This window comes from Variovorax sp. PAMC26660, from assembly GCF_014302995.1.
In the GTDB taxonomy this organism is placed as follows: Bacteria; Pseudomonadota; Gammaproteobacteria; order Burkholderiales; family Burkholderiaceae_C; genus Variovorax.
This window is the reverse complement of the sequence record NZ_CP060295.1, coordinates 3,713,054-3,735,430: the sequence shown is the minus strand read 5'-3', so window position 1 is coordinate 3,735,430 and position 22,377 is coordinate 3,713,054. Positions and strand designations below refer to the sequence as shown.

The window sequence follows — 22,377 nt, the reverse complement described above, 5'->3', positions numbered from 1 at the left end:
AGCAAGCGCGATGCGCGCATCACCAGGCGTTGAAGACGTCGTGCGCAATGCCGAAGCCGGTGCTCGCCCCGCTGCCACTGGTGACCAGCACCACGCGCGTGGCGTCGTCGGGCGCGTCGATCACGCAGGGCGTGGTCTTGGACGACGGATAGATGCCGGTCCAGCGTTCGGTGATCAGCGCGGTCTCGAGGTTGAGCGTGCTGCGCAGGTGCCGCAGGATGAGCTGGTCGACCTCTTCCATCGCAAAGGGTTCGGGCGCATCGCCGTAGTGGTGCGAATCGCCCACCACCAGCGAGCCGTCGGCGCTCTGCACCGCGATCAGGTGAATGCCGTGTGCGAGCGATGCGGCCTCCTCCTGCTGCAGGCGCTCGCGCAGTGCGGCGGCCTCGGGCAGCGTGCTGTAGCCCTCGTAGCGCACGAGGCTCAGATCCATCATCACGGAGCCCGGCAGACGGAAACCCGCTTCGGGCTTCACGCGCAGCATCTGCAGGCGACACAGCGTGAGCTTGTGCGCGGCGATGTGATCGGCAAACAGGCCATGCAAGTCGGTGTTGGTACAGACCACCACGCGCTCGCCGCGAAGAACGCCGCGCGAGGTACGCACGCGCGGCGTTTCCACCTCGTGCACGGTCTCGCCGAAACGGAACACCACGCCATGCACCTCGGCCAGCCACCTGGCGAGCAGGCCGATGGCGGTGCGCGATTCCACGCGCAGCTCGTGCGGGCTGAACAGCACCGAGCGCGCATCGGCCAGGCTCAATGCCGGCGCCTTGGCCTGCGCGTCGGTGGCTTCGAGCAGCTCGCAGGCCTCGCCCATCGGCGTGCGCATGAAGGCTTCGAGCACCGCATGCGCCTCCGGACGGTAGGCCGCAAGCCAGAGATTGCGGTGCACGATGTCGATGCCGGCCTGCGGTGCCACGGCCTGCCACACATCGCGCGAATGCATCGCCCGGCGCCATGTGTCGCCGGGCGCCTGGCCGGTGATGGTGATGAAGCCGAAGTTGCGGATCGACGCACCGATACAGGCTGCATCGCGCTCGACCACACAGACCTTGAGGCCGCGCTGCGCAGCGGTGTAGGCATGGGCCAGGCCGACGATGCCGGCGCCGACCACGATCAGGTCGAAGTGGTCTTGATGGCTGCCGGCCATCAGCGGTTTCTCCAGGCCTGGGTGCGCTTGAGCGTCCAGTGGCCGGCCAGTGCGAACACGCCGCGGCCGATGGCGGCCGTGAGCATGATCAGCGAGGCCATGGCCGCAGCAGGCGCCACGTCGCCGGCATCGTCCATGTTGAGCACGGCGATGGCCGCCAGCGAGGTCTGTGGCGAATAGAGGAACACGACGGCCGACACGGTCGTCATCGCGTTGACGAAGAAATAGCCGCCCACGTTGAGCACGGTCGGCAGCGCCACCGGCAGGTGCACGCGCCACAGCGTGCGCCAGAAGGGCACGCCCATCGACTCCGACACCAGCTCGTACTCGCGGTCGAGCTGGCGCAGCGCGGTGAGCGATGTCAGGTGTGCCACCGAGAAGAAGTGCGCGACGGTGCAGACCACGAGGATGGTCATGCTGCCGTAGATGGCGCGCAGCGGGTTCGACGGCGAGATGAAGAAGAAGATGTAGCCCACGCCCAGCACCAGCCCCGGCACCGCGAGCGGCAGGTTGGCCAGCAGGTTGAGCAGTTCGCGCAGCAGGCCGAAGTGGCGCGGCTTCTCGACAAGGTAGGCCGAGACGAAGGTGATGAGCGCGCCCGCCACGGCAGCGCACACGGCCAGCCGCAGCGAGTTGAAGTAACTGCCCCAGCCACCGCCGTCCATGTTGCTGAAGTCGTAGTTCTTGAACGACGGCGCGAGCTGGTAGGGCCAGTAGGTGGCGAGCGATGCGAACACGGCCATGCCGATCATCACGAGGATGGCAAAAGCCGTGAGCGCGCAGAACACGAGCAGCGCGCGGTCGCGCACCTTCACCGGTTCGGGCCGGTACGGCGTGGCGCGTGCCGACAGCGCCGCTGCCTGCTTGTTGCGCACGCGACGCTCGATCAGGAAGGACAGCACCGCCGGAATCAGCAGCACGAGGCCGACCACCGCACCCATCTGAAAGTTCTGCTGTCCGACCACCTGCTTGTAGATGTCGGTCGCCAGCACGCCGGTCTGGCCGCCTACCACCTTCGGCACGCCGAAGTCGGTGATGACCAGCACGAACACCACCATCGCAGCCACGATCAGGCCGTAGCGCGAGGACGGCAGCGTGACGGTGCGTAAGATGCGCCAACGCGAGGCGCCGAGCGTTTGCGCGGCTTCGTAGAGGCGGCCGTCGGAAGTGGCCATGGCGGTGGTGAGGATCAGCAGCGCATGCGGCAGCGTCCAGAACACCGAACCGAGCACGATGCCCAGCGGGCCGTAGATCGACACATCACCCAGCAGCCCCTTGAACAGGCCCTGGTTGCCGAAGAGATAGACAAGGCTGATGGCCGGCAGCAGCGAAGGCGCCAACAGCGGCACCAACGCCACCGCACGCAGCAGGCCCTTGGCCGGCATGCACGAGAGCGTGAGCCCGTAGGCATACACATAGGCGATGGCCGTGCAGATGGCGGCACTGATTGCCGCGAGCCCCAGGCTGTTGAAGGCCGACTGCACCAGCGCGGGGCTGTCGAGGTAGCGCGAGAAATTCGCAAGGCCGACGAAGGCGCCGGCGCGATCGAAGAAGCTCTGGCCGACCAGTGCACCGACGGGCAGCGCGACGATCACGACCAGCAGCAGCACGACCAGCAACACGGCGGCGCCGGTCAGCCAGCGCTCGCGGTCGAAGGCGCTGCTGCGTGCCATCGTCACTGGCACGATGGCGATGGCGTCGGGGGAACTGCTCATATTTGTTTTTTCAACGCGCTATTGCGTGGCTTGCGCGATGCATGAAGCGGGGGTGGAGACATTCGGGGCGCGTGCGAATGACACCGGGTACTCCCCTGTGCGAATGTCCCCGCTTCGCTCCTCCTTTATTTCGTTTGCGGGGAGCACCCGGTGTCATTCGCACCTGGACACGCTGCTGGTGATCCTGCGATCAACAACCGCTCGGTCCAACGCTCACGTCGATACGGTGCTCTTTTTCGCGAAATAAAGGAGGAGCGAAGCGGGGGACATTCGCGAAAAAGAGCACCGTGTCGGCGTGAGCGACGCGCTGAACAACAGCGCACGACACGACAAACAGAAAACCAAGCACCCATCTCAATGCGCCAACACAGACAGCGCATTCAACGGCAACTGGATATGAACCATGCTGCTGGGCACCAAAGGCTCGCCGCCACCGCCACGTGCATCGGCAGGCAGCTCAGCCTCGATCTCGATGCCCAACGGCTCGCAGGCGAGCCGCGCCGAGGTGCGGTTGCCGAAGAACTCCGTGTCGAGCAAACGAGCCGCAAAACTGTTGGCGCCAAGCTCGGAGCCGAAACGCTTCACCACCACATGCTCCGGCCGGATGCCCACAGTGGCCTGCGAACCGACGCTCAGGTTTCCCGGCGAGCAGAACAGCTCGGTGTCACGCACACGCACCTTGCCATCGGCCAGCACTGTCGCGGGCAGCATGTTCATGCGCCCGACAAAGCCAGCCACGAAACGCGTGCGCGGCTGGCGGTACAGCTCGTCGGGCGTGCCGGCCTGCTCGATGCGGCCGTTGTGCATCAACACCACGCGGTCGGCCATCGAGAGCGCTTCTTCCTGGTCGTGCGTGACCATGATGGTGACGATGCCCAGGCGCTTTTGCAGTGCGCGGATTTCGCTGCGCAAACTGGCGCGCACCTGTGCGTCGAGGGCCGAAAGCGGCTCGTCGAGCAGCAACATGCGCGGATTGGGCGCGAGCGCGCGCGCCAACGCGATGCGCTGTTGCTGTCCGCCCGACAACTGCACGGGGTACTTGTCGGCATGCGCGGCAAGGCCGACCAGGTCGAGCATCTCGCGCGAACGCTTGGCCATTTCGCGGGCCAGTGCGCCCGTGGGGTGCAGGCCGTAGGCGATGTTCTGCGCCGCCGTCAGGTTGGGAAACAGCGCATACGACTGGAACACCACGCCGAAGCCACGCGCCGCGGGCGGCAGGCCCGCGATGTCCTGGCCGCCGAGCAGGATCTGGCCGCTGTCGGCACGCTCGATGCCGCAGACGATGCGCAGCAGCGTGGTCTTGCCGCAGCCCGAAGGGCCGAGCAGGCACACGAACTCGCCGGGCTCGATGTCGAGGTCGATGCCGTCGAGCACGCGCGTGGCGCCAAAGGACTTGCCGATGCCGCGAAGGGAAAGAAAGCTGCTGCTGCTCGTCATGACCGGATATCGCTTTGCCTGGAGATCAGAGGGGCTTCTTTTCCGACTTCGATTCGTAGCGCTTGGACCACTCCGTCAGGATGCGGTCGCGGTTGGCGGCAGCCCAGGTGAAGTCGTTCTTGGCGAGCAGCTTTTCGACATCGCCCGGCACGAACTCGAGCTTTTCCTGGATGCCCGGCAGCGCGAGCACGGCGAAGTTCTTCGCGTACAGCTCGTTGGCCTGCTTGGTGACGGCCCAGTCGGCAAGCGCCTTGGCGGCTTCCTGCTTCTTGCTGGTCTTGATGATGCCGGTGGCTTCCATGTCCCAGCCCAGGCCTTCCTTGGGCAGCACGATGTCGATGGGCGCGCCGTCACGCTTGGTCTTGTTGGCGCGGTATTCAAAAGACATGCCGAGCGCGAACTCGCCGGCGCCCGCCTGGCGGCAGGGCTTGCTGCCCGACTGGCTGTAGATGCCGATGTTCTGGTGCAGCGCGTCCATGTACTTCCACGCCTTGTCTTCACCCATCATCTGGATCCAGCCCGACACCATCAGGTAGCCGGTGCCCGAGGCCGCAGGGTTGGGCATCGTGATCTGGCCTTTGTAGACCGGGTTGGTCAGGTCGGCCCAGCTCGTGGGCTTGGGCAGGCTCTTCTTCGTAGCTTCGGTGGTGTTGAAGCAGATGGCCGACGACCACACGTCCATACCGACCCACTTGGGCGGGTTGGCCGGATCACGCATGGTGGGCTTGATGGCGTCCAGGCCCTTGGGCGCGTAAGGCTGGAGCATGCCTTCCTTGTCGAGCAGCATCAGCGAGGTGGCGGCCAGGCCCCACACCACGTCGGCCTGCGGGTTGGCCTTCTCGGCCAGCAGCTTGGCGGTGACGATGCCGGTCGAGTCACGCACGAACTTCAGCTCGATGCTGGGGTTTTCCTTTTCGAACGCGGCCTTGTAGGCCTGCACCTGGTCGGCTTCGAGCGCGGTGTAGACCAGCAGCTCGGTGCGGCCCTGGGCCGATGCGGCAAAGGCCAGCGAGAACAGGACGGCCGGCACGAAGGCGCGGCGGAGTTGACGATGCAGCATGGTGGAGGTTCCCCGGGTGGAAAGAAGAAAGCGCGCAATGCGGGACACACGGGCAGGCAAGCGAAAGTACGCAAGCCCTGCGTGATGACGAATGCGGCGATGCTGGCAGCGGCATGTGACAGGGATTTGTCAGACGCCTCAAAAAACCCCAAACACCCAAAATTACGCCTGAGGCTGGCGATTTCGCGGTGGTTCCGTGGCGGATTTGTCATCCGCTTGTCACCGCCTCCCGGCAGACTCCGCGCGCTGTCACCCGTGCTTTCGCCTCGCTCGCTCCGTTTCACTCTCATGACACTCGACCTCGCCGAGATCGCCCGCCTGTTCGCGGAACGGGGCGGGGTTGCATACGCGGGCGAGCCGGTGTCGCAAACGGAGCACGCGCTGCAATGCGCCTGGCTCGCCGAGCAGGCCGGCGCCAGCGACGCGCTGGTCACGGCGGCGTTGCTGCACGACCTTGGGCACCTGCTGATCGCCGAGCACCAGACGCTGTCGCACTCGCCGACCGAGCTGGGCATCGACGACCGCCACCAGTACATCGCCCTGCCCTTGCTGCGCGGTGCGTTCGACGTCGAGGTGCGCGAGCCGATCCGCCTGCATGTGGACGCCAAGCGCTACCTGTGCGCGACACGGCCGGACTATTTCTCGAAGCTCTCGCCTGATTCCGTGCGCAGCCTCGCGCTGCAGGGCGGCGTGATGGACGAGGAAGCCGCGGCGCGCTTTGCCGGCCACCGCTGGGCCGGCGATGCAGTGCGGCTGCGGCTGTGGGACGAGGAAGCAAAGATCGAAGGACTCAAGACGCCGCCGCTGGCGCATTTCTTGGCCACCGCAGCGCGGGTCCTGCTGCGCTGACCAGGCGTTCTGGCGCGCCGGGCGGAATTTCAGTTCCGTTTAAGAAACCTCCGTCTACGATGGGTTCCTCACGATGACCGGCGCACCCGCGCCTGCGAGGAAACCCGAATGTCCTTATCCGTCACAGCGCGCGCCAGCTCGTTCATGCAGGTCCTGCGCCGCGTCTTCACGCTCGCAGCGCCTTACTTCCGGTCCGAAGACAAATGGCGGGCGCGCGCCATGCTGCTGGGCATCGTGGCGCTCAACCTGCTGTATGTGTATGTGGCGGTGCTGGGCAACCAGTGGTACGGGCGCTTCTACGACGCACTGCAGAACAAGGATTCGGTGGTCTTCTGGCGCGAGGTCGGTGTCTTCGGATGGATCGCCTTCGCCAACATCGCGGTCCAGGTGCTCAAGTTCTATGTGACCCAGCTCTTGCAACTGCGCTGGCGCGCGTGGATGACGCGCAGCTACCTGTCGCGCTGGATGGCCGACCGCACCTTCTATCACCTGGAACTCGCGCGCTACGCGAACAAGGACGACAAGGAGGGCCACACGCCGGACAACCCGGACCAGCGCATCCAGGAAGACATGCAGATCTTCACCAGCGCCACGATGTCGCTGTCGATGGGCCTGCTGAATGCCGTGGTCACGCTCATGAGCTTCATCGGCCTGCTCTGGGCGCTGTCGGGCAATTTCTCATTCACGGCCGGCGGCACCACTTATCAGATCGTCGGCGCGATGGTCTGGCTGGCACTGGGGTACTCGATCGCGGGCACCGTGGTCACCCACTTCATCGGCCGTCCGCTGATTGGCCTGAACTTCCGCCAGCAACGCTACGAAGCCGACTTCCGGCATCACCTGGTGCGCGTGCGCGAGTACAGCGAAGCCATCGCCCTCGACCATGGCGAAAAGGTCGAGCACGGCCAGCTCGACCTGCGCTTCGGCTCGGTGCTGCGCAACTACCTGCAATTGATCAAGCAGCAGAAGAACCTGGTGACCTTCACCTCCTTCTTCGGGCAGGCGGCGGTGATCTTTCCGTTCATCGTCGGGGCACAGCAGTTCTTTGGCGGCGCCATCCAGCTCGGCCACCTGATGCAGATCGTCTCGGCCTTCGGCAAGGTGCAGGAATCGCTCAGCTGGTTCGTCGACAACTACGACAGCGTGGCCGTGTGGCGCGCCACCACCGACCGCCTGACCAGCTTCGACGACGCCATGAAGGCCCACGCCACGCGGGACAACGCCCTGCAGCGCGACCCGGCAGCCATGCTGCACACCGACGACCTTGCGGTCGCCCTGCCCAACGGCACGCCGCTGCTCGCCGGCGCCGCCCTGTCCGTGGTGCCCGGCGACAGCGTGCTGCTGCAGGGGCCTTCGGGCAGCGGCAAGTCGACGCTGTTCCGCTCCTTCGCGGGCATCTGGCCGTTCTCGCGCGGGCATGTGAAGGTGCCCGGCGACGCGATGTTCATGCCGCAGCGGCCCTATGTGCCCGACGGCAAGCTGCGCGATGCGCTGACGTATCCCAATGCGGCCTCGAACTACAGCGACGACCAGTTGCGCCAGGCGCTGACCGACGCCCTGCTGCCGGACCTTTCCAGCCGCCTCGATGACAGCGATGCGTGGAGCCAGAAGCTCTCGGGCGGTGAACAACAGCGTCTGGCGATTGCGCGCGTGCTGCTGCGAAAGCCGGCATGGCTGTTCGCCGACGAAATCACGAGCGCGCTCGATGCCGAGGCCGAAGGCGTTCTGTACAAGCGCCTCGCGGCGACGGTGCAGGCTGCCGGCGGTGCGATGGTGTCGATCGCGCACCGCGCGGCCGTGGGCGACTTTCACAACCAGCGATGGGCGCTGGTGCCGCAGGCCGCAGGCACGGCCGGCGACGGCAGTGCGCGCTACCGGCTGAACACGGCCGTTCAGCCTGCGGCGGCGTAGCGCTCCCAGCCCTTCTTGCGCAGGTCGCAGGCGGGGCACTCGCCGCAGCCATAGCCCCAGGCGTGGCGATGCTCGCGGTCGCCGAGGTAGCAGGTGTGGGTTTCTTCCACGATCAGTTCGACCAGCGGCTCGCCGCCCAGGCGATGGGCCATCTGCCAGGTCTCGGCCTTGTCGATCCACATGAGCGGCGTCTCGATCACGAGGCGGCGCTCCAGCCCGAGCGAGAGCGCGAGCTGCATCGCCTTCATGGTGTCGTCGCGGCAGTCGGGATAGCCCGAGAAGTCGGTCTCGCAGACGCCGGTGACGATCACCTGCAGCCCGCGCCGGTAGGCCAGCGCGCCGGCCAGCGTCAAAAACAGCAGGTTGCGCCCGGGCACGAAGGTGTTGGGCAGGCCGTCGGCCTGCATCGCGAAGGCGACCTCTTCGGTCAGCGAGGAGCCGCCGAGCTGGGCCAGCGCCGCGAGCGTGAGCACATGGTCTTCGCCCAGGCGCGGTGCCCAATCGGGAAAGCGCTCGCGCATCTGCGCAAGGATGGTGCCGCGCACGTCGAGCTCGACGCGGTGGCGCTGCCCGTAGTCGAAGCCCAGGGTTTCGACACGCTGGTACTTCGAGAGCGCATCGGCGAGGCAGGTGGTCGAATCCTGGCCGCCGGAGAACAGGACGAGGGCGGTGGTGTGCAGGGGCATGTGCGTCAACGGCCGGGCCGTTGTAGTCCAAATGCGCGATTTTCGCAGGCCGCGTTGCGGGCACGGATACGATCCCGCGAATGAGCACTAAACACTTGGTTGCATGGGCCGTCACCTTCGTGGTGCTGCTGGTGATCGACATGATCTGGCTGGGCCTCGTCGCCAAGGGCATGTACCAGCAGGGCATGGGCGAGCTGATGTCGCCGCAACCCCGATTGGCCTTCGCGGCTGTGTTCTACCTGCTGTACCCGGTCGGGCTGGTGATCTTCGCGATCCAGCCGGGCATCGAGGCGCAGAGCGTGATGCGGGCGGCGGTGCTGGGCGGCCTCTTCGGCATGTTCTGCTATGGCACCTACGACCTGACGAACCTGGCGGTGATCCGCAACTGGCCGCTGGGGCTGTCGTTCATCGACATCGCCTGGGGCGCGCTGGTGAGCGGCGTGGCCGCTGCAGCGGGCGCGGTGGCGTGGCGCTGGTTCGCGTCGCGCTGAGACGCTGCCCGGGTGATTTCGGGCCACCGGCCCCTTGAAACTGCCATTCCGGCCTCTGTCATGAATTTGACTTGAGGCAAAATCCCGCGCAAACAATGCAGGGGGAGTACACGGGATGAGTGCGCGCGGCACAGCGATCAGCTTTGAAGATTTTCAATCCATACGCAACTTCGCCGCACTGGACGGTTTGCGGGCAGTTGCCGTTTTTCTCGTGTTCGCGGCCCACATGGGCGGCATCGCCGCGAGCAAGTTCTCGGGCTGGCTGGGCGTTCATGCCTTCTTCGTGCTGTCGGGCTTCCTGATCACCACCTTGCTGTTGCGCGAGCGCGATGGCACCGGCCGCGTGTCGCTGAAGGCGTTCTACATCCGGCGCACCACGCGGCTCGTGCCGCTCTACCTCCTCATCTACCTCGTGGTGCTGGCCCAGAGCTATCTTGCCCAGGACGCGAGCTGGGAGCAGATGAAGGTCGCCACGCCCTACTACCTGACCCTGTGCAACGAGCTGGCACCGTACGCGCCGCTGGTCGTCACCTGGACGCTGAGCGTGGAGTGGAAGTACTACCTGGTCTGGCCCACGCTGATCACGGTATTCGGCCTGACGACGCGCTCGCGCCTCGCGACCGTCGGGCTCTGCATGGCGGCGCTGGCAGCCCTGGGCCTGAGCGGTGCGCAACCCGACTGGCTCAGTCCACAGAACTACATCGGCATGATGATCGGCTCGGCGCTGGCCATCCTCATGCACACACCGACAACCTTCGGGTGGGTGCGCGGACTCATGACGTACCGCGCGCCGCTGGTGATTCTTCCGCTCCTGTTCATCGTGCACAGGCGTTTTCCGCTGGTGACGAGCTACATCGGGGACCTGGGCGCGATCACACTGTACGGCCTGCTGGTCGGCCTGCTGCTCCCGTCCCTCATCGCCAGCCGCACGTTCATGGGCAAGGCGCTGGGGGCGAAGTGGCTGGTCTTCATCGGACACCGGTCGTATGCGATGTACCTGATCCAGTACATCGCAGCCCATGCAGTACTCGATGTGCTGAGCGTGATCGGTGTGGTGATCGTCAATGGCCCCGCGCTGCTGCTTCTTTCGTTCATCGTGTCGCTGGCGATCTCGGACCTGCTCTATCGCTGGTTCGAGAAACCGATCACCGACTGGGGCCACCGCTGGGCCAAGTCGACCAAGCAGGCAGCCTTGTCGCGGACTGCCGCAACGGGCGTCGGCAACCCGGCCGCACGCAGCCTTCTTTAAGCGCTGTGCATGACGAGCCGAAGACGGCTCGCGTATTTATTTCAAGAAAACTGCAGAACTTTCATTCTGCTTTCGTCTCGTCACGGCCGGGTCATTCGACGTCTTTAGATTGCATTTCCAGAAATGGTGCGCAGCACGCGCACCTCTCGAATAACCATCCGAGGGATTTGCATGACCCAACGCTTCATTGCCCCAGCGCTGCTGGGCTTTTCACTGCTGCTGACCGCTTGCGGCGGCAGCCACCACGGCACGTCGCTGCTGCCGATCATTCCGCCGGCCACGCCGCCAGCGGCGCAGGCACCACAGAAGAACATCATCTTCTTCCTGGGCGACGGCATGGGCATCACCACGATGACCGCCGCGCGCATCTACAAGGTCGGCGAAGACGGCGACCTGACGATGGACACGCTGCCCGAGACGGCCTTCGTCCATACCTACTCGAACGACGCCCAGGTGACGGACAGCGCGCCCTCGATGTCGGCCTACATGACCGGCGTCAAGATGAACAACGAAGTCATCTCGATGAGCGCGGAGACCAAGGCCACGGATGCCTCGGGCAAGGCCTACCACGTCAACTTCGACAGCACCTGCCCTTCGGGCAACGGCCAGGCCGTGGAAACGCTGCTGGAGCAAAGCAAGGCCAAGGGCTATGCGACCGGCGTGGTGACCACCACGCGCATCACGCACGCCACGCCTGCTGCCACCTATTCGCATGTGTGCCACCGCGATGCGGAGAACACCATCGCCGCGGCGCTGGTGCCGGGCGGCGCTGGCTACAACGCGAAGCTGGGTGACGGCATCGATGTGTTCTTCGGCGGCGGCACGGACTACTTCCTACCCAAGGACAAGAGCGGCAAGCGCAACGACGCACGCGACCTGACCGCCGAACTGAAGGCGGCCAAGTACAGCTACGCCACCAGCAAGAGTGAGTTCGACAAGCTGCCCATCGACGGCAGCACCAAGATCGCCGGCCTCTTCACCAAGAGCCACATGGCCTACGACCTCGACCGCGACGCCACCCTGGAGCCGAGCTTGGCCGAGATGGCCGGCAAGGCCATCGACGCGCTGGCCGCGCGCAAGAAGGGCTTTTTCCTGATGGTGGAAGGTGGCCGCATCGACCATGCGCTGCACGCCACCAACGCGCGCCGCGCCCTGCAGGACACGGGCGCCTTCGACGACGCCATCAAGCTCGCGCTCGACAAGATGCAGGCCATCGACCCGGGCCTGAAGAACACGCTGGTGGTGGTCACGGCCGACCACGACCACACGCTGCAGCTCAACGGCTATGCCGCGCGCACCGGCAAGACCGAGGCCGGCAAGCCGGGCGTGCTCGGCCTGGTGAAGGACTACGTCGACAACAGCAAGACCAGCAAGGACGTGAACGGCATGCCGTACACCATCATCGGCTTCGGCAATGGTCCGAGCCGCAAAGCGCGCGACGTCGCCATCATCGAGTCGGACCTGGAAAAGCCCGGCTATCAGCAGGAAGCCGTGGTTCCGATGGATGCGAACAGCGACTCCGAAACCCACGGCGGTGCCGACGTGTTCCTCGGCGCGCAAGGCCTGGGCGCCGACAACTTCTCCGGCGTCATCACCAACACCGACGTGTTCGGCCTGATCAAGAAGGCCGTCGGCCTGTGAGCAGCCACCAGCGCCCATCGACGAACACAACCATGAACACGACCATGAACCGCACCACCTGCAAGACCCGTCTGGCCGCCGCCCTCGTTTGCGCCGCCGCCGGCACGCTGGCCACGTTGGCCGGCAGTGCGCACGCCGCCGGCGAAGCCAAGAACGTCATCTTCTTCCTCGGCGACGGCATGGGGCCCGTCACCGTGACCGCTGCGCGCATCTACAAGGGCGAAAAGCAACTGGCCGCCAAGCCCGGCTCGCTGGTGAGCCCGGAGCGCGCCAACCTCGTCATGCAGACACTGCCCTATGCAGCGCGCGTGAAAACCTATTCACTCGACGGCCAGACCACCGACAGCGCACCCTCGATGGCCGCCTACATGACCGGCGTGAAGATGCGCAACGAAGTGATCTCGATGTCGAGCGACACCGTCGCGGTCGACAGCACCGGCAAGCAATACATCAACGGCGAAGACACCACCTGCGCGCCCACCAACGGCAAGGCTGCCGACACGCTGCTCGAACTCGCCAAGGCCAAGGGCCGCGCGGTGGGCGCGGTGTCAACCACGCGCGTGGGCCATGCCACGCCGGCCACCACCTACGCGCACATCTGCAACCGCAACGGCTACAACACCATTGCCGAGCAGAGCGTGCCGGGCCATGCGAACTACAACCCCAAGCTGCTCGACGGCGTCGATGTGCTGCTTGGCGGCGGTCAGCGCAACTACCTGCCGAAGCCTGCCAATCCGGGCAGCAAGCGCACGGACGGTGTGGACCTCGTGGCCGCGATGCAGGCCAAGGGCTACGCCTATGTCGACACCGGCACCAAGCTCAAGGCCATCGACCCGGCCGCGACGGGCAAGCTGCTGGGCCTGTTCTCGCAAAGCGAGATGGCTTACGAACTGGACCGCGTCAAGCAGAACCTCGACCAGCCCAGTCTGTCGGACATGACGGAAAAGGCCCTCGGCGTGCTGAGCAAGAACGACAAGGGCTTCTTCCTGATGGTGGAAGGCGGCCGCATCGACCACGCGCTGCACGGCACCAATGCCAAGCGCGCGCTGGAAGACACGCTGGCGTTCGACGCGGCCATCCAGACCGCGCTCGACTTCATGAACAAGAAGGACCCGGGCCTGAAGAACACGCTGGTGGTGGTCACCGCCGACCACGACCACGCGATCGCCTTCAACGGCTACCCGAAGATCGGCAACCCGATCCTCGGCCTCGTCAACGGCTATGCGGACGGCAAGCCCACCAAGGCGGCCGACGGCAAGCCGTACACCACGCTGGTGTTCGGAAACGGCGGACGGCCCGGCTCGATTTCCTTCTCCGACGCCAACGACCCCAACGCAACGCCGGCCGACATTGCCAAAAAGATTGCCGACAGCAATGTGAACGCGGAAGACGGCAAAAAGCCGTGGATCGCGCCCGCACGCGGCCCCGTGCGCGACGACCAGACCACGATGGACACCACGGATGACAACTTCCTGCAGGAAGTCGGCATCAACCTGGGCTCGCCCGGCGCGGAAACCCACGGCGGCGGCGACGTGATGCTGTTCGCCGGCGGCGCGGGCTCGAAGATCTTCAAGGGCACCATGGAGAACATCAAGGTGTTCAACAAGGTCAAAGAGGCTGCAGGGCTGTGAACGCACCCGCAATGCTCAAGGCACTGCTGGCAGCTACGGCCCTGGCGGGCCTTCCCCTGGCAGCCAGTGCCGCGGGCGACGCCGCGGCGCCCGACCAGAACCTGCGCATCCAGCACCACGTGATGTCGATCGGCAAGGACGGCGTGCAGCGCGAGAGCCGCTACGCCGACCTGATGTTCCGTCGTGCCGGCTCGGTGTGGGTCGAGCGCGAGTTGCCGCCCGCGCTGCGCGACGACCACGACCAGGAAGCCCGCGAGGGCAAGGTGCACATCGGCCACGCGCATGCGGACAACACGGCGGCCCCGCTGTGGGTGCGCCGCGATGCCGCCGGCAAGGTGCAGGTGGGCATGGTGCTGCGCCAGCAACGCAAGCTGATCGAGGTCGACGCGGCCAACTACGGCAACGTCGGCTACAACGGCTCGTGGGCCAACGCCTACTGGCTGGTCGATCCGGCCAGCCTGGCGCGCATGAAGGCCGTGGGCACGGCCGGCAAGGGCGTGCAGCGCTACGAACTGCCGCAGGGTGAGAACACCTTGCGCATCGACTGGGACGTGGCGGGCCGCTACGCGCGCAAGATCGAGCAGCGCAACGCGCACGGCACCTCGCTCAACGTGATGACCGCCTCGGCCATCGCGGCGCCGAAGACGCTGCCGTGGCAGAAGATCGACGCCTACGAACGCGGCGAGTACTCCGACCTGCTGGACTGAGCGACCGGCCTGCCGGCTGCTAGAGGAAGCGCTCGAGCAGCTTGCGCGAGGCGCGGTCGAGCGTCTTCACATCGGGAATGCGGAACTGCACGCCGTGCGCGCTGGCAATCAGCAGCGCGCCGCCTTCGAGCCGGCGGATGTCTTCCTCGGCCTTGAGCACGAAGCTGGTGTCGCCACGGTCGGTTTTCACGGTCCAGGTGCTGGGCACGCCGAAGCTGGACACGCTGTGCAGTTGAAGCAGCGTGGGCGCGAAGTCGCGCACGGCCAGTTCCTGTTCGAGCAGCGTGCGGGTTTGCGCCGGCAGCAGCTCGACGCGGTCGATCCAGACCAGCTCGCGGCCCTCGCTGCCGACCAGCGAGACGCCATCGGCGGGCGCGCTGAGCGGAAAGGCCCGCACGGGCGTCACGCCCACATGGCGCTCGCCTTGCGCATCGGTCAGCACGAGGCGGCCGAACGAGTCACGCTCGAGTTCAAAAGCCTGGGTGATGTTGTTGTCGTCGCTCATGCGTCCCCCGCTGGATGGGCTGCGTGGCTGATCGCCAGCGGCGCTTGTGCGCCCGCCCGCTCGTCGGCCGCGCCTTCGCTCGCGTCGTCGTCGCCCTGGCGCAATTGCGCCTGATAAAGCCGCCAGTACGCGCCCTGCTTGGCCATCAAGGTGTCGTGCGGCCCGACCTCGACCACTTCGCCGCGGTCCATGACCACGAGCCGGTCGGCCTTGCGCAGCGTCGACAGGCGGTGGGCAATGGCGATGGTGGTGCGGCCCTGCACGAGGTTGTCGAGCGCCTTCTGGATTTCCTTTTCGGTCTCGGTGTCCACGGCCGAGGTGGCCTCGTCGAGGATCAGGATGCGCGGATCGATCAGCAGCGCGCGCGCAATGCTGATGCGCTGGCGCTCGCCGCCCGACAGGCCCTGCCCGCGCTCGCCCACCAGCGAGTCGTAGCCGTGCTGCAGCCGCAGGATGAAGTCGTGCGCATGCGCGGCGCGCGCGGCGGCCACGACTTCTTCGCGCGTGGCGTCGGGCTTGCCGTAGGCGATGTTCTGCGCGATGGTGCCGAAGAACAGGAAGGGCTCCTGCAGCACCAGCCCCACGTGGCGCCGGTAATCGGCCACGGCGAAGCGGCGGATGTCGGTGCCGTCGACCTTGATGGCGCCGTCGGTCACGTCGTAGAAGCGGCAGATCAGGTTGACCAGCGTGCTCTTGCCCGAGCCGCTGTGGCCCACGAGGCCGATCATCTCGCCGGGCTCGATCACCAGGTCGAGGTTGTGGATCACGGCGCGCGAGCCATAGCGAAAGCCCAGCCCGCTCATCTCGATGCGGCCCTGCACGCGCTCGACCTTCACCGGATTGGCCGGCTCAGGCACGTTGCTCACGTGGTCGAGGATGTCGAAGATGCGCTTGGCGCCGGCCGCCGCCTTCTGCGTGACCGACACGATGCGGCTCATGGAGTCGAGCCGCGTATAGAAGCGGCCGATGTACGCAATGAATGCGGTGAGCACACCCACCGTGATGCTGCCGCGCGCCACCTGCCAGATGCCGAAGGCCCAGACCACGAGCAGGCCGATTTCGGTCAGCAGCGACACGGTCGGCGTGAACAGCGACCAGGTGCGGTTGAGCTTGTCGTTGACCTGCAGGTTGTAGGCGTTGGCGATGCGAAAGCGCTCGGCTTCGCGGCGTTCCTGCGCGAAGGCCTTGACCACGCGGATGCCGGGGATGGTGTCGGCCAGCACATTGGTCACCTCGGACCAGACGCGGTCGATCTTCTCGAAGCCGGTGCGCAGGCGGTCGCGCACCACGTGGATCATCCAGGCGATGAACGGCAGCGGCACCAGCGTGACCATCGCCAGCAGCGGGTTGATGGAGAACAGAATGACCGCGGTCATCACGATCATCAGCACGTCGTTGGCGAAATCGAGCGCATGCAGCGACAGGAACACGTTGATGCGGTCGGTTTCCGAGCCGATGCGCGACATCAGGTCGCCGGTGCGCTTGCCGCCGAAATAGTCCAGTGGCAGGGTCAGCAGATGCTCATACGTGGTGGTGCGCAGGTCGGCGCCGATGCGTTCGGACACCAGCGCCAGCAGATAGGTGCGGGCCCAGCCCAGGCCCCAGCCCAGCAGCGCGGCGCCAAGCAGGCCACCGAGGTAGAGGCCCACGCGCCCGGAGTCGATCTTCTGCCCGTTCTGGAACGGAATCAGGATGTCGTCCATCAGCGGGATGGTCAGGTACGGCGGCACCAGCGTGGCGGCGGTCGAGATCAGGGTCAGTAGAAACCCTGCAATCAGTTGCTTGCGGTACGGCTTGGCGAAACGGCCGAGTCGTAACAAAACCCAGGTCGAGGGCGGGGACTGGCGTTCGGTGTCGGCGGTGGCCAAGTCGTCGCCGTCCGCGGCCTCGATTATTTCTGGTGTCGCCTTGGCGACACCCGCCATGCGCTGGCCGAAAAGCTTGAGCAGCCGCAGTGCCTCGACCTGGCTGGCCAGGGTGTAGCGCCAACGGCCCAATCGGCCCGCAGGCCCCGTCAAATCAAGGGTTCCGACGCCGGAATGGTCGGAAAGTCGCAGTTCGAGGGCCGCATCCGTGAGCGGCCACTCACGCCATTCGCCGCCCGGCTCCCGTGCGATCAGCCGCTGGTCAGTCAGGGCAACTAGGCCCGAAGCGAAGCGAAGTTGGTCGTCAAGGTCAACCGACAGTATTACCAGAACGTTTTCCGCGACTGCGAGCCGGTTTTTCAGAAGCTCTGAAGCCGACTCTGTTTCGCCCTCCCGGGTGCCGACTGGATCGTGATGTTGCATTGTGTTTCTCTGACTCTTGCCCGTCGCGGGCCGCATGGACCGCGTCATGGCGTCCTTTGTCGGGCGCCGATTCTGACCGATCGCCATGGGCGCGCTTGAAGGCGCCATGGTGCTCGGCCAAAGCACATCGAACGTTTGCATGACCCGTTTCGACGACATCCGCCTGCTGCGCATCAATTATTTGCGCGGTCCCAACCTCTGGACCTACCGTCCGGTGCTCGAAGTCTGGCTCGATCTGGGCCAACTGGAAGACTTCCCCTCCAACAAGATCGACGGTTTCACCGACCGCCTGACCGGCCTGCTGCCGGCGCTCATCGAGCACCACTGCGGCGTGGGCGAGCGCGGCGGCTTCATCCAGCGCCTGACCGAGGGCACCTGGTCGGGCCACGTGCTCGAACACGTGGTCATCGAGCTTTTGAACCTCGCCGGCATGCCGACCGGCTTCGGGCAAACCCGCAGCACCTCGGAACACGGCGTCTACCGCATGGTGTTCCGCGCGCGCGACGAGCAGGTGGCCCGGGTGGCGCTGGCCGAAGGTCATCGCCTGCTGATGGCTGCCATCAACAGCGACCCCTTCAGTGCCGACGACGTGCAAAAAGCGGTCGACGCGGTCAAGGCCAAGGTCGAAGACTGCTACCTCGGCCCGAGTACCGCCGCCATCGTGAGCGCCGCCACCGACCGCGGCATTCCGCACATGCGGCTGAACAGCGGCAACCTGGTGCAACTGGGCTACGGCGCCAACCAGCAACGCATCTGGACCGCCGAGACCGACTACACCAGCGCCATCGGCGAATCGATCGCCAGCGACAAGGAACTGACCAAGTCGCTGCTGGCCAGCTGCGGCGTGCCCGTGCCTGAGGGCCAGGTGGTCGCCAATGCCGAAGAAGCCTGGGAAGCCGCCGAAGACATCGGCCTGCCCGTGGTCGTCAAGCCGTCGGACGCCAACCATGGCCGCGGCGTGTCGCTCGAGCTGACCACCCGCGAAGAAGTCATCGCCGCCTTCGCGGTCGCCGAGCCCGAAGGCAGCGACGTGATGGTCGAGCGCTTCATCCGTGGCCACGAGCACCGCCTGCTGGTGGTGGGTGGCGAAGTGGTGGCAGCCGCGCGCGGCGAGATCATCACCGTCACCGGCGACGGCAAGAGCACCGTGGCCGAGCTGATCGAAAAGCAGCTCAACAGCGACCCGCGCCGCGGTGCCGAAGAAGAATTCCCGCTCGACCTGATCGTGCTGGCCACCGACGCCAAGCTGCAGCTCGAACTCAAGCGCCAGGAACTCGACGGCGCGGCCGTGCCTGCTGCCGGCCGCGTGGTCACGATCCAGCGCAACGGCAACATGGCCAACGACTGCACCGACCAGGTCCACCCCGAAGTCGCGCACGCCGCCGTGCTGGCCGCCCGCGTCGTGGGCCTGGACATCGCCGGCATCGACATGGTGGCGCTGGACATCAGCAAGCCGCTGGGTCCGCAGGGCGGCGCGATCGTCGAAGTCAACGCCGGCCCCGGCCTGCTGATGCACCTGAAGCCGGCCGTCGGTTCGCCGCGCCCCGTGGGCCGCGCCATTTGCGACCACCTGTTCCCCAACGACGCGCCCGGCCGCATTCCGGTGGTCGGCGTGGCCGGCTCGCGCGACACCGCCGTGCTGGCACGCCTGATCGCCTGGCTGATCAACCTGGGCGGCCGCCACACCGGCCTGGCCTGCCGCGACGGCCTGTTCCTGGAACGCCGCCGCGTCGATGCACGCGACAGCGCCAACTGGGACGCCGGCCATCGGCTGCTGGTCAACCGTGCCGTGCAGGCCGTGGTGATCGAGAACGGCGCCGAAACCATCCTGCGCGACGGCCTTTCCTACGACCGCTGCGAAGTCGGCGTCGTGACCGACCTCGAAGGCTCGGAAGCACTGGCCGACTACGACATCACCGAGAGCGACCAGATGGTCAAGGTGCTGCGCACGCAGGTCGACGTGGTGCTCAGCGAAGGCACCGCCGTGCTGAACGCGGACGACGCGCGCGTGGCCGGCCTCGCGCCGCTGTGCGACGGCGCGGTCATCCTGTATGCCGCCGATTCGCAAGCCCCGGCGCTCACCGCGCACCAGAGTGCCGGCGGCAAGGCCGTGCTGGTGCGACAAGACCGCGTGGTGCTGGCCACCGGAAGCAGCGAATCTTTCCTGCCAGGCCTGGGTCGCCTGACGATCTGGCGCGCCACCCATGCCGGCGTGAGCCTCGAAAGCCTGCTGGCTGCCGTGGCGGCCGCCTGGGCCATGGGCATTCCGCTGAACCTGATCGGCGCCGGTGTCGAGGCCTTCGAGGCCGACCTGCAGGCCGCGCTGGCGTCGCTGCAGTTGTCGCAGACACAGCCCCTGTCGTCGCAGCACCCCCAACATCAACTTGCCTGACGCGCGCGGCCGCCTCGGCAGAGGCGGCCCCATCGTCCAACAGAATCCGCGAACCGAGCCGTAGCCCCATGAAAGTCACCCGCATCCGCGCCCTTCGCGGGCCCAATCTCTGGAGCCGCCACACCGCCGTCGAAGCGGTCGTCGCCTGCGAAGGCGATGAAAACGCCATCAGCAAGCTGGCCGGTTTCGAGGCCCGCCTGCGCGCCCGCTTCCCCACCATTGGCGAGCTGCACCCGATGGTGCTGGGCCAGCCGCTGGCGCTGGCCCACGTGCTCGAAAACGCCGCCGTGGCACTGCAGGCCCAGGCCGGCTGCGCCGTCAACTACGGCCATACCGCGCCCACGACGGAAGAAGGCGTCTACCAGGTCACCGTCCAGTACAGCGAAGAGGCCGTGGGCCGCCGCGCACTGGCGCTGGCCGAAGAACTGATCGCCGCCGCACTGGCCGACACCGCCTTCGACGCCGACGCGGCCATCGTCGAGCTGCGCGACCTCGATGAATCCGAACGCCTGGGCCCGAGCACCGGCTCCATCGTCGATGCAGCCGTGGCACGCGGCATTCCCTACCGCCGCCTCACCAGCGGCAGCCTCGTGCAGTTCGGCTGGGGCGCCAAGCAGCGCCGCATCCAGGCCGCCGAAATCGACAGCACCAGCGGCGTGGCCGAATCGATCGCACAGGACAAGGAACTGACCAAGCAGTTGCTCAACGCCGCCGGCGTGCCGGTGCCGCTGGGCCGCCCCGTCAGCAGCGCCGAAGACGGCTGGGCCGCCGCCCATGAAATCGGCCTGCCGGTCGTGGTCAAGCCGCAGGACGGCAACCAGGGCAAGGGCGTCACGGTCAACATCACCACGCGCGAAGAACTGTTCGCGGCATACGACTCGGCCGCCGTGTACGGCGAGGTGATGGTCGAGAAATTCCTGCCCGGCTTCGACTTCCGCCTGCTGGTGGTCGGCGACCGCCTCGTGGCCGCTGCACGGCGCGATCCGCCCCAGGTGATCGGCGACGGCAGCGCCACCGTGCGCCAGCTCGTGGACACCGTGAACCTCGATCCGCGCCGCGGCGAGGGCCACGCCACCTCGCTCACCAAGATCCGCCTGGACGACATCGCCATCGGCCGGCTCGAAGCCCAGGGCCTCACGCCCGACAGCGTGCCCGCGCGCGGCCAGCGCGTGGTGCTGCGCAACAACGCGAACCTCTCCACCGGCGGCACCGCCACCGACGTGACCGACACCGTGCACCCCGAAGTGGCCGCGCGCGCGGTCGATGCGGCGCAGATGGTCGGCCTGCACATCTGCGGCGTCGACATGGTCTGCGAGAACGTGCTGCGCCCGCTCGAAGAGCAGCATGGCGGCGTGGTCGAAGTCAACGCCGCGCCCGGCTTGCGCATGCACATCTCGCCTTCGTTCGGCCGCGGCCGCGCCGTCGGCGAAGCGGTGATGGACACGCTGTTCGCCCATGGCGACGACGGTCGCATCCCGGTCGTGGCCGTCACCGGCACCAACGGCAAGACCACCACCGCGCGCCTCATCAACCACCTGCTCGCTTCCAGCGGCCTGCGCACCGGCATGACCAACACCGACGGCGTGTACGTCGACGGACGCCAGACCGACAGCGGCGACTGCAGCGGCCCCAAGAGCGCGCGCAATGTGCTGATGCACCCCGACGTGGACGCGGCCGTATTCGAAGTGGCCCGTGGCGGCGTGCTGCGCGAAGGCCTGGGCTTCGACCGCTGCCAGGTGGCCGTGGTCACCAACATCGGCAGCGGCGACCACCTGGGCCTGAACTACATCACCACCGTCGAAGACCTCGCGGTGCTCAAGCGCGTCATCGTGCGCAACGTGGCCTCCGACGGTTTTGCGGTGCTCAATGCCGCCGACCCGAATGTCGCCGCCATGGCGGCCGGCTGCCCCGGCCACGTGATCTTCTTCACCGCCGACCGCCAGCATCCGGTGATGGCCACGCACCGCGCACAAGGCAAGCGCACCGTGTACGTCGACCAGGACACGCTGGTGGCGGCCGAAGGCTCGTGGCGCGAGCGCATCGCACTGCGCGACGTGCCGATCACGCGCAACGGCACCATCGGTTTCCAGGTCGACAACGTGATGGCCTCGGTGGCCGCAGCCTGGGCCGTGGGCCTGGACTGGGACACCATCCGCAGCGGCCTGGCCAGTTTCATGAACGACGCGGCCGGCGTGCCGGGCCGTTTCAACGTCATGGACTACCGCGGCGCCACCGTGATTGCCGACTACGGCCACAACACCGACGCCATGCGCGCGCTGGTCTCGGCCGTCGACACCATGCCGGCCAACAAGCGCTCGGTGGTCATCAGCGGCGCGGGCGACCGCCGCGACTCCGACATCCGCGACCAGACCGCCATCCTCGGCCAGGCCTTCGACGACGTGATCCTCTATCAGGACGCGGCGCAGCGTGGCCGGGCCGATGGCGAGGTGATGGCGCTGCTGCGCCAGGGCCTGCAGGGCGCGGCACGCACCCGCCAGATCGACGAGATCCGTGGTGAGTTCGTTGCCATCGATGCGGCACTGGCCCGCCTGCAGCCGGGCGACCTCTCGCTGATCCTGGTCGATCAGGTCGAGGAAGCGCTCGCTCACCTCGCACAGCGCATCGCAGCGGGCTAGGGCCTGCGTGCCGGACACGTCCCACACGA

At 66.7% G+C, this 22,377-nt stretch carries 16 protein-coding genes; 9 read left to right on the top strand and 7 right to left on the bottom strand.

The features are described 5' to 3' along the window. Positions 1 to 19 precede the first annotated feature (19 nt). From H7F35_RS17700 to H7F35_RS17685, 4 genes are all read right to left on the bottom strand, one after another. The gene (locus H7F35_RS17700) at positions 20 to 1,150 is read right to left on the bottom strand and encodes a TIGR03364 family FAD-dependent oxidoreductase (protein WP_187107922.1); all 1,131 of its coding nucleotides are present in this window, start codon (positions 1,148 to 1,150) and stop codon (positions 20 to 22) included. Then, positions 1,150 to 2,865, bottom strand: a complete 1,716-nt coding sequence (locus H7F35_RS17695; protein ID WP_187107921.1) for a putative 2-aminoethylphosphonate ABC transporter permease subunit — start codon at positions 2,863 to 2,865, stop codon at positions 1,150 to 1,152. Before H7F35_RS17695 ends, H7F35_RS17700 begins: the two co-directional genes overlap by 1 nt. 354 nt (positions 2,866 to 3,219) lie before the next feature. Then, entirely contained in the window at positions 3,220 to 4,302 is a 1,083-nt protein-coding gene (locus H7F35_RS17690) for an ABC transporter ATP-binding protein (RefSeq protein ID WP_187107920.1), read from the bottom strand. Positions 4,303 to 4,327: 25 nt separating this feature from the next. Then, on the bottom strand, positions 4,328 to 5,362 hold the full coding sequence (locus H7F35_RS17685) for a putative 2-aminoethylphosphonate ABC transporter substrate-binding protein (protein ID WP_187107919.1): 1,035 nt from the start codon (positions 5,360 to 5,362) through the stop codon (positions 4,328 to 4,330). A gap of 288 nt (positions 5,363 to 5,650) precedes the next feature. Here H7F35_RS17685 and H7F35_RS17680 point away from each other — a divergent pair, with 288 nt between their 5' ends. Both H7F35_RS17680 and H7F35_RS17675 read left to right on the top strand, forming a co-directional pair. After that, complete coding sequence (locus tag H7F35_RS17680; protein WP_187107918.1) at positions 5,651 to 6,211, top strand: phosphonate degradation HD-domain oxygenase; 561 nt, start codon at positions 5,651 to 5,653, stop codon at positions 6,209 to 6,211. 108 nt (positions 6,212 to 6,319) lie between these two features. Beyond that, positions 6,320 to 8,122, top strand: a complete 1,803-nt coding sequence (locus H7F35_RS17675) for an ABC transporter ATP-binding protein/permease (protein ID WP_187107917.1) — start codon at positions 6,320 to 6,322, stop codon at positions 8,120 to 8,122. Here H7F35_RS17675 and queC read toward each other — a convergent pair. Continuing rightward, positions 8,104 to 8,808, bottom strand: coding sequence for a 7-cyano-7-deazaguanine synthase QueC (gene queC, locus H7F35_RS17670; RefSeq protein WP_187107916.1), 705 nt, complete (start codon positions 8,806 to 8,808; stop codon positions 8,104 to 8,106). The genes H7F35_RS17675 and queC overlap by 19 nt on opposite strands. 80 nt (positions 8,809 to 8,888) lie before the next feature. Between queC and H7F35_RS17665 the strand changes: the two genes are divergently transcribed. The 5 genes from H7F35_RS17665 to H7F35_RS17645 all read left to right on the top strand — a co-directional run bounded on the left by H7F35_RS17665 (position 8,889) and on the right by H7F35_RS17645 (position 14,527). Continuing rightward, positions 8,889 to 9,299 carry a DUF2177 family protein gene (locus tag H7F35_RS17665; RefSeq protein ID WP_187107915.1) on the top strand — a complete coding sequence of 137 codons (411 nt, stop codon included), beginning with the start codon at positions 8,889 to 8,891 and terminating at the stop codon, positions 9,297 to 9,299. Between the two features lie 115 nt (positions 9,300 to 9,414). Beyond that, positions 9,415 to 10,548 (top strand): acyltransferase family protein, encoded by a 1,134-nt coding sequence (locus H7F35_RS17660; RefSeq protein WP_187107914.1) that lies wholly within the window; start codon positions 9,415 to 9,417, stop codon positions 10,546 to 10,548. A 171-nt stretch (positions 10,549 to 10,719) separates the two neighbouring features. After that, a complete protein-coding gene (locus tag H7F35_RS17655) occupies positions 10,720 to 12,189 on the top strand; it encodes an alkaline phosphatase (RefSeq protein ID WP_187107913.1) in 1,470 nt (489 codons plus the stop codon). A gap of 32 nt (positions 12,190 to 12,221) precedes the next feature. After that, positions 12,222 to 13,820 carry an alkaline phosphatase gene (locus tag H7F35_RS17650; RefSeq protein WP_187107912.1) on the top strand — a complete coding sequence of 533 codons (1,599 nt, stop codon included), beginning with the start codon at positions 12,222 to 12,224 and terminating at the stop codon, positions 13,818 to 13,820. Beyond that, a complete protein-coding gene (locus tag H7F35_RS17645; RefSeq protein ID WP_261803261.1) occupies positions 13,817 to 14,527 on the top strand; it encodes a hypothetical protein in 711 nt (236 codons plus the stop codon). The genes H7F35_RS17650 and H7F35_RS17645 overlap by 4 nt, the downstream gene beginning before the upstream one ends. A 19-nt stretch (positions 14,528 to 14,546) precedes the next feature. On the opposite strand, the gene H7F35_RS17640 is transcribed toward H7F35_RS17645, so the two are convergent. After that, on the bottom strand, positions 14,547 to 15,032 hold the full coding sequence (locus tag H7F35_RS17640) for a DUF1854 domain-containing protein (RefSeq protein ID WP_187107911.1): 486 nt from the start codon (positions 15,030 to 15,032) through the stop codon (positions 14,547 to 14,549). Beyond that, positions 15,029 to 17,320 (bottom strand): ABC transporter ATP-binding protein, encoded by a 2,292-nt coding sequence (locus H7F35_RS17635; protein ID WP_187107910.1) that lies wholly within the window; start codon positions 17,318 to 17,320, stop codon positions 15,029 to 15,031. The genes H7F35_RS17640 and H7F35_RS17635 overlap by 4 nt, the downstream gene beginning before the upstream one ends. A gap of 139 nt (positions 17,321 to 17,459) precedes the next feature. On the opposite strand from H7F35_RS17635, the gene cphA (H7F35_RS17630) reads away from it, so the two are divergent. Beyond that, positions 17,460 to 19,712, top strand: coding sequence for a cyanophycin synthetase (gene cphA / locus H7F35_RS17630; protein ID WP_261803260.1), 2,253 nt, complete (start codon positions 17,460 to 17,462; stop codon positions 19,710 to 19,712). 68 nt (positions 19,713 to 19,780) lie between these two features. After that, positions 19,781 to 22,348, top strand: a complete 2,568-nt coding sequence (gene cphA, locus H7F35_RS17625; protein WP_187107908.1) for a cyanophycin synthetase — start codon at positions 19,781 to 19,783, stop codon at positions 22,346 to 22,348. The last annotated feature ends 29 nt before the right edge of the window (positions 22,349 to 22,377 follow it).

Bases quoted from the DNA above. Each gene is read 5' to 3' on its own strand.
- H7F35_RS17700 (WP_187107922.1), bottom strand. From the start codon at position 1,150: ATGGCCGGCAGCCATCAAGACCACTTCGACCTGATCGTGGTCGGCGCC.
- H7F35_RS17695 (WP_187107921.1), bottom strand. From the start codon at position 2,865: ATGAGCAGTTCCCCCGACGCCATCGCCATCGTGCCAGTGACGATGGCA.
- H7F35_RS17690 (WP_187107920.1), bottom strand. From the start codon at position 4,302: ATGACGAGCAGCAGCAGCTTTCTTTCCCTTCGCGGCATCGGCAAGTCC.
- H7F35_RS17685 (WP_187107919.1), bottom strand. From the start codon at position 5,362: ATGCTGCATCGTCAACTCCGCCGCGCCTTCGTGCCGGCCGTCCTGTTC.
- H7F35_RS17680 (WP_187107918.1), top strand. From the start codon at position 5,651: ATGACACTCGACCTCGCCGAGATCGCCCGCCTGTTCGCGGAACGGGGC.
- H7F35_RS17675 (WP_187107917.1), top strand. From the start codon at position 6,320: ATGTCCTTATCCGTCACAGCGCGCGCCAGCTCGTTCATGCAGGTCCTG.
- queC (WP_187107916.1), bottom strand. From the start codon at position 8,808: ATGCCCCTGCACACCACCGCCCTCGTCCTGTTCTCCGGCGGCCAGGAT.
- H7F35_RS17665 (WP_187107915.1), top strand. From the start codon at position 8,889: ATGAGCACTAAACACTTGGTTGCATGGGCCGTCACCTTCGTGGTGCTG.
- H7F35_RS17660 (WP_187107914.1), top strand. From the start codon at position 9,415: ATGAGTGCGCGCGGCACAGCGATCAGCTTTGAAGATTTTCAATCCATA.
- H7F35_RS17655 (WP_187107913.1), top strand. From the start codon at position 10,720: ATGACCCAACGCTTCATTGCCCCAGCGCTGCTGGGCTTTTCACTGCTG.
- H7F35_RS17650 (WP_187107912.1), top strand. From the start codon at position 12,222: ATGAACACGACCATGAACCGCACCACCTGCAAGACCCGTCTGGCCGCC.
- H7F35_RS17640 (WP_187107911.1), bottom strand. From the start codon at position 15,032: ATGAGCGACGACAACAACATCACCCAGGCTTTTGAACTCGAGCGTGAC.
- H7F35_RS17635 (WP_187107910.1), bottom strand. From the start codon at position 17,320: ATGCAACATCACGATCCAGTCGGCACCCGGGAGGGCGAAACAGAGTCG.
- cphA (WP_261803260.1), top strand. From the start codon at position 17,460: ATGACCCGTTTCGACGACATCCGCCTGCTGCGCATCAATTATTTGCGC.
- cphA (WP_187107908.1), top strand. From the start codon at position 19,781: ATGAAAGTCACCCGCATCCGCGCCCTTCGCGGGCCCAATCTCTGGAGC.